The following is a 16,162-nucleotide window of genomic DNA, read 5'->3' on the forward strand; positions in this document are numbered from 1 at the left end:
AGATAAATATGAAATTTGAGGTGGAGTTATTAACTAAAAATATTAGCATTGTCAAACTTGATAAATTACTTCTTAGTTCAGAAATAATTTGTGTTACTTCTGATAGCCAAATTGAACTTGGTGATGAGAATATAATGGGGGATTCAGATAAATATCAGTGTACTTTGGAAGGTGCCGACTTTGCAATAGATGTTCGACAATTTCGAGGAGGACTAGTTACAATTTTGCTGAGCTATGAATACAGCAAGTCTAAATTAAGTTCAGCAAAAAAATTTGATAAATTTCTTTCAAAGTTTAGAGAATTTTTAGAAAAAAATGATTTGAATTATTCAATTCTATCTAATAGTTTATCTATGTATTTTTCGAATAGGCTTTATCCTACATTTCAAGTATATGAATCATTATTACGAAAAATTCTTGTTTTAGCTTTATCTCCATTAGAAAATGAAAATGTTATAAAAGTTATTAAGAAAGAAACTAAAGGTAAACTGGATCCATCAAAAATTCGCGCATTGCAATCTATCGAAAAATTGCAAATAGCTGAACTTCATTCGTTGATATTTGAAATAAATATAAATCCAGTTCGTGACTTAACTATTCATTTTAAAGATTTTCAAAATAAGAATGAATATATTCTGAAAGAAATGATAAACAATTCTCTTCCAATCACTATATGGGAAAAACATTTTACACCATTCACTGATAGTGAGAAAGTAGATGTGCTCAAAAACAACTATGATAGTATTAGACAGTACAGGAATGATGTTATGCATTTTCACATGCTAACCTATAGAAGTTACAAAAAAATAGATTTGTTGCTGTCAAATGTAATTAAAGAATTAGAAGAGCTTGAATATAGTATGCTTGAGAAATGGGATTTTGAAGCAACTAGGAAACTAACAAATGATATTTTTTCTCAGGAGTTTCTGGCTAACTTATCATCTTTATATAAAACAGTATCAGAAACCATTATACCAGTGATAAATGAATTAAATGCCAATAATGAGAGGATTAAAGCTGCATTAACTCCACTAAAAGAGGTTATTAATAATATTGAAATACCTAAGATAAACTCGGAGTTATTAAAGCCTTATCAAGATTTATCTAGTAAAATTAGGGACTCATATCAATTAAAATATTTTGATAATTTTGATGATAAAGACTCTAAAAATACTGAGGATTCTGATGAGGAGTGACAATGTTTTAATTTTCAGGAACTGTACTATTCAATAGCATGAATATAATGATAGTAAAATAAGAAAGATAGAACATTCTAATGATTTGAAATTTGATAGAATATCGTTAATATATAACTTAAACAAAGAAAGGAAAGGGACATCTAGTTTGCAGAACTGAACCCGGGCGGAAAGCTCGGAATTTAGATAAACCTCCTAGGATGCAAGCGTCCGTCGTTGGTTTCCTAAAATTCAGTCGCTTTCTAGTCGCCCTTGGTATCTTAAACATGATTAACCGTTACTCTCGCCCTGAGATGGCGAACATTTGGAGTGAAGAAAATAAATACCGTGCTTGGCTTGAGGTGGAAATCTTGGCTGACGAGGCATGGGCTGAGTTGGGGGAAATCCCTAAGGAAGATGTGGCTTTGATTCGCGAGAAGGCGGACTTTGACATCGACCGTATTTTGGAGATTGAGCAAGAGACTCGCCACGATGTGGTGGCTTTCACGCGTGCGGTTTCTGAGACGCTTGGTGAAGAGCGCAAGTGGGTCCACTATGGTTTGACTTCTACTGACGTGGTGGATACGGCCTACGGATACCTCTACAAGCAGGCCAACGACATCATCCGTCGTGACCTTGAAAACTTCACCAACATCATCGCTGATAAGGCTAAGGAGCACAAGTTCACCATCATGATGGGGCGTACCCACGGTGTGCACGCTGAGCCGACAACTTTTGGTCTTAAATTGGCGACTTGGTACAGCGAAATGAAGCGCAATATCGAGCGTTTCGAGCATGCGGCTGCTGGTGTGGAAGCTGGTAAGATTTCTGGTGCGGTTGGTAACTTTGCCAACATCCCACCATTCGTTGAAAAATACGTCTGCGACAAACTCGGTATCCGTGCTCAAGAAATCTCTACACAGGTGCTTCCTCGTGACCTTCACGCTGAGTACTTCGCAGTTCTTGCCAGCATCGCAACTTCTATCGAGCGTATGGCGACTGAAATTCGTGGTTTGCAAAAATCTGAGCAACGCGAAGTAGAAGAGTTCTTTGCCAAAGGTCAAAAAGGGTCTTCAGCCATGCCTCACAAACGCAATCCTATCGGTTCTGAAAACATGACAGGTCTTGCGCGTGTCATCCGTGGTCACATGGTGACGGCCTATGAGAACGTCGCTCTCTGGCATGAACGTGATATCTCTCACTCATCAGCAGAGCGTATTATCACACCGGACACGACCATTTTGATCGACTACATGCTCAACCGTTTTGGAAACATCGTCAAGAACTTGACGGTCTTCCCAGAAAACATGATCCGTAACATGAACTCAACTTTCGGTCTCATCTTCAGCCAGCGTGCTATGTTGACCTTGATTGAGAAAGGTATGACACGTGAGCAAGCTTACGACCTTGTTCAACCTAAGACAGCACACTCTTGGGACAACCAAGTAGACTTCAAACCACTTCTGGAAGCAGATCCAGAAGTGACATCACGCCTGACTCAAGAGGAGATTGATGAAATCTTCAACCCAGCATACTACACCAAACGAGTAGAGGATATCTTTGAACGTATCGGACTTGGTGACTAATCATAACAAAAAGCGAGATTGAATCTCGCTTTTTTGTATGCTTATCGAAGAGGTTTAGTCTTCTTTTCTCTTAGTCAGTCCGTAGGCTGCTAGTGTGGCCATAAGTCCTACTGCGACCAAGCCTGCAGAGTCTTGACTTCCTGTTGCAGGGAGTTGTTTTTCATCTGCTTTGGCAGTAGTTGGTGCAGTTTGCTCAGCTTTCTCAGCGGCAGTGCCGACTTCAACAACTTGAGTGACTGCTTCCTGTGTTACCACGCTATTGACAAGAGTTCTTTCTTCTTTTCCATCAGCAGTAGTGCTTACAGAGTAGAAGGCAGTACGGTGGCCGTTAGCTCCTTTAGTAACAACTTGCGTTTGTCCTTTTGGTAATTGAGGATTTTCACGTGTCACAGTAGTGAATGGAATTTCTTCCTCTTGAATGTCCAATCTCGGTTTTGTTTCTGCAGCTGGAGCAAGACCGTGTTCGTCTCCTACATGGGTTACAAGGGTTCCGACTTCAATAACTTGGGTCACTGCTTCTTGGGTCACAAGGCTATCTACAAGAGTTTTCACTTCCTTACCGTCAGCACTAGTGCTCACAGAGTAGTAATGGATGCGACGACCGTTAGCGCCTTTAGTAACGACTTGAGTCTTCCCTTTGAGCAAGAGTGGATTTTCACGTGTCACAGTAGTGAACGGAATCTCTTCTTCTTGTATATCCAGTCTTGGTTTCGCTTCGGCAGCTGGAGCAAGGCCGCTTTCATCCCCTTTGTGGGTAATAGGTGCACCGATTTCAACCACTTGGGTCACAGGTTCTTTGGTTACTTGGCTGTCTAGAACGGTTTCTGTTTGTTTACCATTTTCAGTAAGGACAGAGATGTAATGAGTGCGTTCGCCATCTACACCTGGTGTGACAATCTTTTCTTGCTTAGCTGGAAGGTTCGGATTTTCCTTCTTGATAACTTCAAATGGAATCTTTTCTGCTCTTGTGATGAGTTCCGGTTTGGTTTCAACATTGGCAGCTAGTTCGTTTTCATCGAGGCTTCCTGAGTGAGTTGCTGCTGGTTTGAGGCCTAGGCGGGCTGCTTTGAGTTTGGCTACGAGAGCGTCTAACTCAGCTTGCTTGCTGCGGTTGAGGTTGTAGTTGAGAGCCTCTTTAGCTGCATTTAGAGCATCGAGACTTTCTTTGCTGTATCCTTCCAAGTTAGTAGGGATTTGAGCAAGTTCCTCACGGAGAGCATTGTAGTCAGCGCGGAAGTAGTCTTTATTGTGATCTGCGAAGGCAGTCATGAGTTCAAAGATTTCTTCTTCCTTGTACTCAGCACTTGGTCTATCTGCCCAGATAGCAAGCATACTACCAATAGTAGGAAGGTCAACTTCAGGGTATTTAGTTGATGCTAGTTGATTAAATGTAGTTTTCTCGGTATTTTCGAGAGCTTTTTTGAGGAAGCCACCGCCATCTTCTGGTTTTTGACCGAGAATGTAGTACCAGTCTCCGTTGGTATTAAGGAATTTATAGCCTTTACTTGCAAGGTACTGTGGAGATGCAAGGTTGTAGCCCCACCATCCTTTAGACCAGTAAGAGATGATGACATCCTTGTCAAATTCAACATCATCCTTGTCCTCGTAGTAGAAACCATCGTTGAAGGCCATTGGTTGAAGGCCTCTTTCTTTAGCCATAGCAGCAAGAGTGTTGGCATATTCAGCAAACTTGCCATAGAGTCCATACCATTTGAGGTAGTACCAACCTTGAGCGTTGGTAGCGTCATTAGCGTATTCGTCTGTACCGTAGTTAAAGATCTTAGTCTTGCCCGCAAAGAAGTCCATGTACTTGCCGATAAGGGCTTTTGTAAAGTTCATCGCTTCTTCATTTTCAAGGTCCATGGTTGTTTTAGAGACCTTGTCAAAGTTGGCTTGAGGGTTTTGGATACCTAATTTTTCCATAGCGACAAGCATGGCATCCATGTGACCTGGGCTGTTGATCGCTGGGATGAGTCCAATCCCTTTTGATTTTGCGTACTCAATCAATTCAGTGATTTCTGCTTGACTAAGAGTGGTTCCGTTTGGATCATCGTAGTAAGCTTTTGTTCCTTCAATGATGGCATTTTTGACATCGTCACTTGCATAGGTTTTGCCGTTAGCAGTGATAGTCATGTCATCAAGTAGGAAGCGAAGTCCGTCATTTCCTAGGAGGAGATGCACATCAGAATATCCAAGTTCACTAGCTTTATCAATGATACGTTTGAGTTGTTCAGCTGAGAAGTACTTACGTCCAGCGTCGATTGAGATCACCTTGTTCTTGGCAAGTTTTTCAACTTCGCGTTTCGCGTCTTCTTCTTTTTGAGCTTCTGGTGTGAAGGTCAAATTGCTAACAGCTTCTTGGAGTTTTGCAATTGCTTGGTCAATGGTATCTTGTTGGGCACGGCTGAGGTTGCTATCGAGTGAGCGAATGGCTTTTTCAGCTTCTTTGACAGTTGCGACGCTTTCTGCAGTATAGCGGTTAAGGTCTGTTGGAACTTCTTTAAGGGCTTGCTCAGCAGACTCATAGTCGGCAGCAAAGTATTCAGCGTTAGCATTTGCGAAGCTACGCATGAGTTTGAAGAGGCGTGATGGTGAATAGCGTGCAGATGGGGTATCCGCCCAAGCAGCTACCATACCTCCGATGAACGGGATAGTAGCCCCATCAGATTTTGGTACAGAAGTGATTGGAGTGTTCTTGATACCATTGAGTCCTTGGTCCAGGTTGTACCAGCCTTGGCCGTCGGCATTTCGTCCGAGAACATAGTACCAAGCATCGTTGGTATTAAGGATTTGGTGACCTTTTTCAACTAGAAGTTTAGAAGAAGCGACGTCGTAACCGCCCCATCCACCAGTCCACATAGAAACAATGATATCTTTGTCAAAGGTTCCAAAGCTAGTGTCGCTATTATAGTAGATACCGTCGTTAAAGGCCATTGGTTTGAGGCTGTGAGATTTGACGATGCGAGCAAGGTCATTGGCGTAGGCGATAAATTTATCATAACCCTTGTCAGGGAATCCATCTTCTGGATACCATTTATAGGCTTGAAGAACGCTCCATCCTTTGGCATCTGTAGCATCATTAGCGTACTCGTCTAGTCCGATATTGAAGATGTCAGTTTTGCCAGCGAAGTAAGCAGCATACTTGTTGATCAGGGCTTTGGTAAACTCAACAGCTTCTTTGTTATCAAGGTCAACGGTACGAGCAGATTCCTTACCAAAGTAGTTGAAGTTAGGTTTTTGGATGCCTAGTTCTTTCATAGCATGCAAAATGGCATCCATGTGCCCAGGGCTATTAACGGTTGGGATTAGTCCGATACCTTTATCTTTAGCATAGTTAATCAAGTCCGTCATTTGGCTCTCTGTCAAGTGGTTGCCGTTTGGATCCTTGTAGTAGGCATCAGTTCCATTTTCGAGCGCACGTTTGACATCATCACTTGCATAGGTTTTGCCATTGGCTTTGATGGTCATGTCGTCCAACATGAAACGCATGCCATCGTTTCCAACTAGTAAATGAAGATCCGTATAGCCGTAGTGTTTGGCTTTGTCGATGATTTCTTTGAGTTGCTCAGGCGAGAAGTACTTGCGTCCAGCATCAATTGAGATCATTTTTCTTTTAGCCAGTTTTTCATTTACCTGAGCTGCTCGTTCAGTGTTAGGAGTGGTTACTGCAGGTGTGGCTGCTTCATTTTTCTTTTCTGAAGGAGAGTTTTCTGCAGGAACTTCAGTTGGAGCAGGACTTTCTTTCTCAGTAGTCGGAGTAGGACTAGCATTTTCTGTCACAGCTGGTGCAGTTGTTTCTTCCGTTTTTGGAGCAACTGTATGAGGAGCCTCCGAGTCTTCTTTGACATCCTCTTTTATAGGCTCTTCAGCCTTTTCTTCCAGTTTTTCTGGAACCTTGGAATCTACAGCTTCTTTGACTGCTTGAGGACTCTCCTGGACAGTTTGAACGGTTTCCTCAGCTGTTGGAGCTGGAGTAATCCCGTCGGCAGCTACGACTTGTGCGCTAAAAGCAAATCCTATAAGTACAGAAGCTGCTCCAACCGCGTATTTACGAATGGAGAAGCGCTGTTTCTTTTCTAGTTTCATGACAAAACCTCCTTGTTGTTATCGCATATGATAGCGTTTACGTAAAACCAATTTTATTTTATTATCTAAGGGGTAAAATGTCAATAGGGTTTATATAAGAACTATAATAAATGGAGGAAAACATAAGATTTAGGAGAAAATTGCCAATAAAAGATAAAGATAGAAGGAAAAATGAAGCAAGTATTTAACTTGTTTTTAGTAAAAACGCTACTAATTAAATAAGAACCTTTCATGGCATTTTCATAGTTTCTTTCTCGTGCTATAATAAATACAGAAAAAGCCTGAGCTGGGCTCAGGCTTTTTCTTAATGACCTCGGTTACATGAGATGAATTTGATTTTGTAGTAGTCTGCTCGCTTATAAGTTTCACTATAGGCAAGGACTTGGCCAGTGGCCTCAAGTTTTGTAGTCTTGGTTTGGAAGACAGTTGGGAATTGTGTATCGATTCCAAGTGCAGAAGCAGCATGCTCTGGTGTTGGAAAGGCAATCTCGTTGATTTCCTCAAAATGCTCATCACTCATGTGAATGCGGTAATCCAATTTGAAACGTTTATAGATAGAACTATAATAATCAAGATTTGGATAGTTGGCATTGATATATTGTTCAGGAACATAAGATGTGTGGTAGATGTATGTAACGTCATTTGTTTGACGAATACGTTCAATCTTATAGTAGAATTGATCTCCACGTAGGCCGAGTTTCTCTAAATATTCAAGCTTGTTTCCGCGCTCGATAGAAAGGACAGTAACTTTATCGTCTTTGGTTTCAAAGATTTCAACATCTGAAAACTCAACGAGTTTGTGCTTACGTGCACGTGAAACTTACGTGCACGTGAAACGAAAGTTCCTTTACCTTGTTGACGGACAATATAGCCGTCTTTTGCAAGGTCATTCAAAGCACGAACAACGGTGATCGAACTAACATCGTACATCGCAATCAATTCTGCTTCTGTATAAAATTTATCTCCACTCGCAAATTGACCTGAGATGATTTTGTTTTTTAATTCATCTTTAATATATTGGTATTTTGGAATAGCCATAATTTCACCTCGATTCTCTTTCTCCAACCTTGATTTTACCACAAATACTTAGAAAATAGTAGTATTTAGGTAAAAAAAATTAAAATAATCGACTAAAGATGTTATGTTACATGTAAAAAATTTCATTTTCTAGCCTTGTGAATTATCATACATAAAAAAACGACTTTCATGCGATTTTTTGATAGTTTCGGTAAACGGTAAGTAAAAAAATAGAAAAATTTTAAAGAATTTTCTAAAACCTATTGACAAATGCAAAATATTTGATTATATTTAATATTATAATAAATGAAAGCGCAAACTTAATTAGTCAGAGGTAGTAACATGACAAGATTTAAAATTGAGGACGATTTCTATTTAGATGGAAAACCGTTCAAGATTTTGTCCGGCGCCATTCATTATTTTAGAATTCCAGCGGAGGATTGGTATCATTCGCTCTACAACTTAAAAGCGCTTGGCTTTAATACAGTCGAGACTTATGTAGCATGGAATTTACATGAACCTATTGAAGGTGAGTTTAATTTTGAAGGTGCTATGGATTTGGAGAGATTCCTCCAAATCGCACAGGATTTGGGTCTATACGCCATTGTGCGTCCGTCTCCATTTATCTGTGCTGAGTGGGAGTTCGGTGGTTTACCAGCTTGGCTCTTAACTAAGAACATGCGAATCCGTTCATCCGATCCGGCTTATATTGAGGCAGTTGCTCGCTATTATGACCAATTATTACCAAGGCTTGTGCCTCGCTTGTTGGAAAATGGCGGAAACATTCTCATGATGCAAGTCGAAAATGAATATGGATCTTATGGAGAAGATAAGTCTTATCTGAGAGCGATTCGAAAATTGATGGAAGAACGAGGGATTGATTGCCCACTCTTTACTTCAGACGGTCCTTGGAGGGCTACTCTGAAAGCTGGAACCTTGATTGAAGATGACCTCTTTGTGACAGGAAACTTCGGCTCTAAGGCTCCTTACAACTTTTCACAAATGCAAGAATTCTTTGATGAGTATGGCAAAAAATGGCCCCTCATGTGTATGGAATTCTGGGATGGCTGGTTCAACCGTTGGAAAGAACCAATCATCACGCGTGATCCAAAAGAGTTGGCAGAAGCTGTTCGAGAGGTGTTAGAGCAAGGCTCCATCAACCTTTATATGTTCCATGGCGGAACAAACTTTGGTTTCATGAATGGTTGCTCGGCTCGAGGAACTCTAGATTTGCCACAAGTTACATCTTACGATTATGATGCCCTTCTCGATGAAGAAGGAAATCCAACTGCTAAATACCTAGCAGTCAAGAAGATGATGGCAACACACTTCCCAGAGTATCCACAGTTGGAACCACTTTACAAGGAAAGCATGGAAATGGAATCCATTCCACTAGTCGAAAAAGTTTCCTTGTTTGAAACTCTGGATAGCTTGGCAAGTCCAACTGAAAGCCTCTATCCAAAAGCGATGGAAGAACTTGGTCAAAGTTATGGCTACCTTCTTTATCGTACCGAAGCAAGTTGGGATGCAGAAGAGGAACGTCTCCGTATCATCGATGGACGTGACCGAGCTCAACTCTATGTAGATGGTCAATGGATTGCCACTCAATACCAGACAGAAATTGGTGAAGATATCTACTGTCAGGGAAATCGAGAAGGTTTTTCAGAGATTGACATCTTGGTCGAAAATATGGGGCGTGTTAACTACGGACATAAGTTCTTGGCAGATACGCAACGTAAAGGAATTCGTACAGGTGTCTGTAAGGATCTACACTTCATGTTAAATTGGAAACAATATCCACTTCCATTGGATAATCCTGAGAAAATTGATTTTTCAAAAGGATGGACAGAAGGACAACCGGCCTTTTACGCTTTCGACTTCACCGTTGAAGAGCCTAAGGATACCTACTTAGATTTATCTGAGTTTGGTAAGGGAGTTGCCTTTGTCAACGGGCGTCACCTAGGACGTTTCTGGAATGTCGGCCCGACCCTCTCACTTTATATCCCTCATAGCTATCTCAAGCAAGGTGATAACCGCATTATCATCTTTGAAACTGAAGGTGAATATAAAGAAGAGATTCATTTAACTCGTAAACCTACACTAAAACACATAAAGGGGGAAAACTTATGACAATTGTAGGATGCCGTATCGATGGACGTTTGATCCACGGTCAAGTAGCCAATCTTTGGGCAGGGAAACTAAACGTTTCGCGCATTATGGTTGTAGACGATGAAGTCGTTAACAACGATATTGAAAAGAGTGGCTTGAAACTTGCTACACCACCAGGTGTGAAACTTAGTATCTTGCCAATTGAGAAAGCGGCAGCGAATATCCTTGCTGGTAAATACGATAGCCAACGTCTCTTTATCGTTGCACGTAAACCAGACCGTTTCCTTGGTTTGGTTGAAGCAGGCGTTCCGCTTGAAACACTCAATGTCGGCAATATGTCTCAAACACCAGAAACTCGCCCTATCACACGTTCTATCAACGTGGTAGATAAGGATGTGGAAGACTTCCACAAACTGGCAGAAAAAGGTGTGAAACTCACTGCTCAAATGGTTCCAAACGATCCCGTATCAGACTTTTTGAGTTTATTAAAATAGAAAAAAATTTTTAGGAGGTCATTGTTATGATACAATGGTGGCAAATTTTACTTCTCACTTTGTACTCAGCTTATCAAATCTGTGATGAGTTGACAATCGTTTCATCTGCAGGTTCCCCTGTATTCGCTGGTTTCATTACCGGTTTGATCATGGGAGATGTGACAACTGGTTTGTTTATCGGTGGTAGCTTGCAGTTGTTCGTTCTCGGGGTTGGTACCTTCGGTGGTGCTTCTCGTATCGACGCAACTTCTGGTGCGGTTCTTGCAACAGCATTCTCTATCTCTCAAGGTATTGATACAGATCTTGCGATCACAACAATCGCTGTACCAGTAGCAGCACTTTTGACATACTTCGACGTTCTTGGACGTATGACTACTACTTTCTTTGCACACCGTATTGATGCTGCAATCGAACGCTTTGACTATAAAGGAATCGAGCGCAACTACCTACTTGGTGCAGTGCCTTGGGCTCTTTCACGTGCCCTTCCAGTATTCTTCGCTCTTGCTTTTGGTGGAGAATTCGTACAAGGTGTTGTAAACCTTGTTAAGGAATACCAATGGGTTGCAGACGGTTTGACACTTGCAGGACGTATGCTTCCAGGTCTCGGATTTGCAATCTTGCTTCGTTACCTTCCAGTTAAACGTAACCTTCACTACCTTGCAATGGGATTCGGTTTGACAGCTATGTTGACTGTTCTTTACTCATATGTAACAGGTCTTGGTGGAGCTGTTGCGGGTATCCTTGGTACTCTTCCTGCTGATGTTGCTGAAAAGATTGGCTTTGCTAACAACTTCAAAGGTTTGTCTATGATCGGTATCTCTATCGTAGGTATCTTCCTTGCAGTTGTTCACTTTAAGAACAGCCAAAAAGTAGCTGTAGCAGCACCTTCTACACCATCAGAAAGTGGGGAAATCGAAGATGACGAATTCTAATTACAAACTTACAAAAGAAGATTTTAATCAAATCAACAAACGTAGCTTGTTTACTTTCCAATTAGGTTGGAACTACGAACGTATGCAAGCTTCTGGTTACCTTTACATGATCTTGCCTCAATTGCGTAAAATGTATGGGGATGGAACTCCTGAATTGAAAGAAATGATGAAAGTTCATACTCAATTCTTCAATACTTCTCCATTCTTCCACACAATTATCGCTGGTTTTGACCTTGCCATGGAAGAAAAAGATGGCGTAGGTTCAAAAGATGCCGTTAACGGTATCAAGACAGGTTTGATGGGACCATTCGCTCCTCTTGGAGACACAATCTTTGGTTCACTTGTACCTGCTATCATGGGATCTATCGCAGCAACTATGGCTATCGCTGGCCAACCATGGGGTATCTTCCTTTGGATCGCAGTTGCAGTTGCTTATGACATCTTCCGCTGGAAACAATTGGAATTTGCTTACAAAGAAGGGGTTAACCTTATCAACAACATGCAAAGTACTTTGACAGCTTTGATTGACGCTGCATCTGTACTTGGTGTCTTCATGATGGGTGCTCTTGTAGCAACAATGATCAACTTTGAGATTTCTTACAAATTGCCAATCGGTGAAAAATTGATTGATTTCCAAGACATCTTGAACTCAATCTTCCCACGCTTGCTTCCAGCAATCTTTACTGCCTTTATCTTCTGGTTGCTTGGTAAGAAAGGTATGAACTCTACTAAAGCGATCGGTATCATTATCGTTCTTGCAGTAGGTCTTTCATTCATCGGTAAATTCTTGCTTGGAATGGGCGCATAATTTATGGTGAAATCGTTAATTTTGGTGAGTCATGGTCGTTTCTGTGAAGAACTTAAAGGTAGCACGGAAATGATTATGGGTCCACAAGACAACATTCATGCAGTGGCTCTTCTTCCAGAAGATGGTCCAGAAGAATTTACTGCTAAATTTGAAGCTGCTATCGAAGGATTGGATGATTTCCTAGTCTTTGCAGATCTTCTTGGTGGTACACCATGTAACGTGGTGAGTCGCTTGATCATGGAAGGTCGCAACGTGGAACTCTACGCAGGAATGAATCTGCCAATGGTGATTGAATTTATCAATGCTAGCCTTACAGGTGCAGATGCGGACTATAATAGCCGTGGTGCAGAAAGCATTGTAAAAGTCAATGATCTGTTAGCGGACTTCGATGATGACGAAGATGAATAAGATGTGACCTAGAGCATCTTATATAGAATATACATGGGAATGGGAGTCACTCCCATTCCCATATTTTCAATAGGAATGAAACAATAATAGATTAGAGGAACTCTATGCTAAATTACACAAAAGAAGAATTACTTGAACTGGGTGCAGAAATCACGACTCGTGAGATCTATCAACAGCCTGATGTATGGAAAGAAGCTTTTGAAGCCTATCAAGCGAAACGTGAAGAAATTGTAGCCTTTCTGCAAGGTATCGCTGATAGACATGACTATATCAAGGTCATCTTGACGGGTGCTGGTACTTCTGCTTATGTGGGAGATACCTTGGTGCCTTATTTTAAGGAAGTCTATGATGAACGCAAATGGAATTTCAATGCCATTGCGACAACTGATATTGTTGCCAATCCAGAAACTTATTTGAAAAAAGATGTGGCGACTGTCCTTGTTTCCTTTGCTCGTAGTGGAAATTCGCCTGAAAGTGTGGCGACGGTTGATTTGGCCAAGGCCTTGGTAGATGAGCTTTATCAAGTGACTATTACTTGTGCAGCAGATGGTAAATTGGCTCTTCAAGCTCATGGCGATGACCGCAATCTTTTGCTCTTGCAACCAGCTGCTTCCAATGACGCTGGATTTGCCATGACTTCTAGCTTTACGTCTATGATGCTAACAGCTCTCTTGGTTTTTGATCCTACAGAATTTGCTGTTAAAGCTGAACGTTTTGAAGTTGTCTCTAGCCTTGCCCGTAAGGTCCTAGACAATGCAGAAGATGTCAAAGAGTTGGTTGATCTTGACTTTAACCGTGTCATCTATCTGGGCGCTGGTCCTTTCTTTGGCCTTGCTCATGAAGCTCAGCTCAAGATTTTGGAATTAACAGCTGGTCAAGTGGCGACTATGTATGAAAGTCCAGTTGGCTTCCGTCACGGTCCAAAATCACTGATCAACGAAGATACAGTTGTTTTGGTCTTTGGTACAACGACAGACTACACTCGCAAGTATGACTTGGACTTAGTTCGTGAGGTTGCTGGTGACCAGATTGCTCGTCGTGTCGTTCTTTTGAGTGATCAAGCCTTTGGTCTTGAAAATGTCAAAGAAGTGGCTCTTGGCTGTGGTGGAGTCTTGAATGATATTTGCCGTGTCTTCCCTTACATCATTTATGCCCAACTCTTTGCCCTTTTGACTTCGCTTAAGGTCGAAAATAAACCAGATACACCGTCTCCTACTGGTACCGTAAACCGTGTGGTACAAGGTGTTATCATTCATGACTATCAAAAATAAGGAAGTGTCTATGAGTAAATTACAATTAAGTCCTAATAAAGTAGCTTGCTTGCAAAAACTCTCTGACGAGAACGGCATTATCTCAGCTCTTGCCTTTGACCAACGTGGTGCTTTGAAACGCCTCATGGCTCAATACCAAACAGAAGAGCCAACAGTTGCTCAAATGGAAGAACTTAAGGTATTGGTTGCAGATGAATTGACAAAATACGCATCATCAATGCTCCTTGACCCTGAGTACGGACTTCCAGCTACAAAAGCGCTTGATGCTAATGCTGGTCTTCTCCTTGCGTATGAAAAAACTGGTTACGATACAACAAGCACCAAACGCTTGCCTGACTGCTTGGATATTTGGTCTGCCAAACGCATCAAGGAACAAGGCGCAGATGCTGTGAAGTTCTTGCTTTACTATGACGTAGACAGCGCTGACGAACTCAACCAAGAAAAACAAGCCTACATCGAACGTATTGGTTCTGAGTGTGTGGCGGAAGACATTCCGTTCTTCCTTGAAATCTTGGCTTACGATGAAAAGATTGCGGATGCAGGGTCTGCAGAATACGCTAAAGTGAAACCTCACAAGGTTATCGGTGCCATGAAAGTCTTCTCAGACCCACGCTTCAACATCGATGTTTTGAAAGTAGAAGTTCCAGTCAACGTCAAATACGTTGAAGGATTTGGTGATGGTGAAATCGTTCATACACGCGAAGAAGCAGCAGCTTTCTTCAAAGCACAAGATGAAGCAACTAACTTGCCATACATCTACTTGAGTGCGGGTGTATCAGCTAAGCTTTTCCAAGAAACACTTGTCTTTGCCCACGAATCAGGCGCAAACTTCAACGGCGTTCTTTGCGGCCGTGCAACATGGGCTGGATCAGTTGAAGCTTACATCAAAGATGGTGAAGCAGCAGCTCGTGAATGGTTGCGTACAACTGGATTTGAGAACATTGACGAACTCAACAAAGTTCTTCAAACAACAGCGACTTCATGGACTGAACGTGTAGAAGCATAAAAACAAGAATAGAAGAATTCCTTTTTGTTAAGAGGATACTTAAGGTTTTCTGACAAAGGATTCTGAAAATAGAAACTACAACCATAGATGGTGAGACACTCTCTATGGTTTGTTTACTTAAGAGAAATGGATCAAAGGAGAGAAGAATGAAAGCATACACAGAGCGTGTATTTGGAAATCATGAGGGCAAGGACGTCTTGGCCTATCGCTTTGAGACTGATGGTGGTTACCAGCTTGAAGTTATGACTTATGGTGCGACCATCTTGCGCTATGTCACGCCTGACAAGGATGGAAACTTTGCCAATGTGATTTTGGGTTTTGATGATTTTGCTAGCTATGTAGGCAATAGTCCCAAGCATGGAGCAAGTGTAGGTCCTGTAGCGGGCCGTATTGCAGGTGCGACATTTGAGCTCAATGGCAAGACCTATGACCTTGAAGTCAACAATGCTAGCAACTGTAACCACAGTGGTTCAACAGGTTGGGATTCGAGCTTGTTTGAATTGGTCGAAGTGAGTGACCATGGCTTGACTCTCTACACCGAGCGTACAGATGGGACAGGAGGATTTCCTGGTAATCTCAAGATTTGGATTAGCTACCACTTGGAAGAAACTGGTGCTTACGAAGTCGGCTATAAGGTGACGACAGATCAGGATACGCTGGTCAATCCAACTAATCACAGCTACTTCAACTTGTCTGGTGATTTCACGCAGACAATTGACCGCCATGTCTTTCAGCTAAATACGGAGGGCATTTACCCAATCGCTCCCGACGGTGTTCCGGCTAAAACTCCAGATGCCAATCGTGACGTAGTGAAACACATCTACAATGGTGCTTTGCTCAAGGATATCTTTGCAGAAGAAGATGAGCAAATCCAACTGGTATCTGGTTTGGACCACCCATTTGCTCTTCCTGCAGGTCATGACAATGCTGGTTTCCTTTATGACCAAAACTCAGGTCGTTTCCTGCTTTTCAAGACAGAGGCTCCTTGCTTTGTGGTCTACACAGCAAACTTTGTGGATGAGAGTGTCATCATAGGAGGTCAGCCAATGGTACAGCACAATGGGATTGCCCTTGAAGCGCAGGCCTTACCAGATGCCATTCACAGTGACCTCAAAGACCAAGTCATTCTCAAAGCGGGGCAAACCTTTACCAGCAAAACTCGCTACGAGCTTGTTGTTAAATAAAAAGAAGAGCTGGTTTCCAGCTCTTTTGAGTTGTCTTCGTTGACATTTCATCTCAATAGTGTATAATTGATGTAATTAATAAAGTT

Annotated in this window: 11 protein-coding genes and 1 pseudogene; 10 read left to right on the top strand and 2 right to left on the bottom strand. The window is 41.8% G+C overall.

Features of this window, described 5'->3' with window-relative positions; all coding sequences use genetic code 11:
* The first annotated feature begins 8 nt into the window (after positions 1-8).
* Together SNAG_RS00540 and purB are read left to right on the top strand one after the other, a co-directional pair.
* On the top strand, positions 9-1,196 hold the full coding sequence (locus SNAG_RS00540; protein ID WP_231906646.1) for a hypothetical protein: 1,188 nt from the start codon (positions 9-11) through the stop codon (positions 1,194-1,196).
* A gap of 266 nt (positions 1,197-1,462) precedes the next feature.
* Complete coding sequence (gene purB / locus SNAG_RS00545; RefSeq protein ID WP_096408786.1) at positions 1,463-2,761, top strand: adenylosuccinate lyase; 1,299 nt, start codon at positions 1,463-1,465, stop codon at positions 2,759-2,761.
* 54 nt (positions 2,762-2,815) lie between these two features.
* Here the strand turns inward: purB and strH are convergent, their stop codons facing one another.
* On the bottom strand, positions 2,816-6,847 hold the full coding sequence (gene strH, locus SNAG_RS00550) for an LPXTG-anchored beta-N-acetylhexosaminidase StrH (RefSeq protein WP_096405780.1): 4,032 nt from the start codon (positions 6,845-6,847) through the stop codon (positions 2,816-2,818).
* Positions 6,848-7,151: 304 nt separating this feature from the next.
* Positions 7,152-7,885, bottom strand: a pseudogene (locus SNAG_RS00555) (GntR family transcriptional regulator).
* Between the two features lie 321 nt (positions 7,886-8,206).
* On the opposite strand from SNAG_RS00555, the gene SNAG_RS00560 reads away from it, so the two are divergent.
* The 8 genes from SNAG_RS00560 to SNAG_RS00595 all read left to right on the top strand — a co-directional run bounded on the left by SNAG_RS00560 (position 8,207) and on the right by SNAG_RS00595 (position 16,076).
* A complete protein-coding gene (locus SNAG_RS00560; RefSeq protein ID WP_096405782.1) occupies positions 8,207-9,994 on the top strand; it encodes a glycoside hydrolase family 35 protein in 1,788 nt (595 codons plus the stop codon).
* Complete coding sequence (locus tag SNAG_RS00565) at positions 9,991-10,467, top strand: PTS sugar transporter subunit IIB (RefSeq protein WP_000156956.1); 477 nt, start codon at positions 9,991-9,993, stop codon at positions 10,465-10,467. Before SNAG_RS00560 ends, SNAG_RS00565 begins: the two co-directional genes overlap by 4 nt.
* A 26-nt stretch (positions 10,468-10,493) precedes the next feature.
* Positions 10,494-11,399 carry a PTS mannose/fructose/sorbose/N-acetylgalactosamine transporter subunit IIC gene (locus tag SNAG_RS00570; RefSeq protein WP_000616995.1) on the top strand — a complete coding sequence of 302 codons (906 nt, stop codon included), beginning with the start codon at positions 10,494-10,496 and terminating at the stop codon, positions 11,397-11,399.
* Entirely contained in the window at positions 11,386-12,207 is an 822-nt protein-coding gene (locus SNAG_RS00575) for a PTS system mannose/fructose/sorbose family transporter subunit IID (RefSeq protein WP_000185285.1), read from the top strand. The genes SNAG_RS00570 and SNAG_RS00575 overlap by 14 nt, the downstream gene beginning before the upstream one ends.
* Positions 12,208-12,210: 3 nt before the next feature.
* Complete coding sequence (locus SNAG_RS00580; RefSeq protein ID WP_096405783.1) at positions 12,211-12,615, top strand: PTS sugar transporter subunit IIA; 405 nt, start codon at positions 12,211-12,213, stop codon at positions 12,613-12,615.
* Positions 12,616-12,719: 104 nt separating this feature from the next.
* The gene (locus SNAG_RS00585; protein ID WP_096405785.1) at positions 12,720-13,886 is read left to right on the top strand and encodes an SIS domain-containing protein; all 1,167 of its coding nucleotides are present in this window, start codon (positions 12,720-12,722) and stop codon (positions 13,884-13,886) included.
* A gap of 10 nt (positions 13,887-13,896) precedes the next feature.
* Complete coding sequence (gene lacD, locus SNAG_RS00590) at positions 13,897-14,892, top strand: tagatose-bisphosphate aldolase (protein ID WP_096408789.1); 996 nt, start codon at positions 13,897-13,899, stop codon at positions 14,890-14,892.
* 146 nt (positions 14,893-15,038) lie between these two features.
* Positions 15,039-16,076: an aldose epimerase family protein gene (locus SNAG_RS00595; RefSeq protein WP_096405787.1), complete on the top strand. Its 1,038-nt coding sequence runs from the start codon at positions 15,039-15,041 to the stop codon at positions 16,074-16,076.
* Positions 16,077-16,162: the final 86 nt, after the last annotated feature.

It is taken from the genome of Streptococcus sp. NPS 308, from assembly GCF_002355895.1.
GTDB lineage: Bacteria > Bacillota > Bacilli > Lactobacillales > Streptococcaceae > Streptococcus.

Bases quoted from the DNA above. Each gene is read 5' to 3' on its own strand.
- SNAG_RS00540 (WP_231906646.1), top strand. From the start codon at position 9: ATGAAATTTGAGGTGGAGTTATTAACTAAAAATATTAGCATTGTCAAA.
- purB (WP_096408786.1), top strand. From the start codon at position 1,463: ATGATTAACCGTTACTCTCGCCCTGAGATGGCGAACATTTGGAGTGAA.
- strH (WP_096405780.1), bottom strand. From the start codon at position 6,847: ATGAAACTAGAAAAGAAACAGCGCTTCTCCATTCGTAAATACGCGGTT.
- SNAG_RS00560 (WP_096405782.1), top strand. From the start codon at position 8,207: ATGACAAGATTTAAAATTGAGGACGATTTCTATTTAGATGGAAAACCG.
- SNAG_RS00565 (WP_000156956.1), top strand. From the start codon at position 9,991: ATGACAATTGTAGGATGCCGTATCGATGGACGTTTGATCCACGGTCAA.
- SNAG_RS00570 (WP_000616995.1), top strand. From the start codon at position 10,494: ATGATACAATGGTGGCAAATTTTACTTCTCACTTTGTACTCAGCTTAT.
- SNAG_RS00575 (WP_000185285.1), top strand. From the start codon at position 11,386: ATGACGAATTCTAATTACAAACTTACAAAAGAAGATTTTAATCAAATC.
- SNAG_RS00580 (WP_096405783.1), top strand. From the start codon at position 12,211: ATGGTGAAATCGTTAATTTTGGTGAGTCATGGTCGTTTCTGTGAAGAA.
- SNAG_RS00585 (WP_096405785.1), top strand. From the start codon at position 12,720: ATGCTAAATTACACAAAAGAAGAATTACTTGAACTGGGTGCAGAAATC.
- lacD (WP_096408789.1), top strand. From the start codon at position 13,897: ATGAGTAAATTACAATTAAGTCCTAATAAAGTAGCTTGCTTGCAAAAA.
- SNAG_RS00595 (WP_096405787.1), top strand. From the start codon at position 15,039: ATGAAAGCATACACAGAGCGTGTATTTGGAAATCATGAGGGCAAGGAC.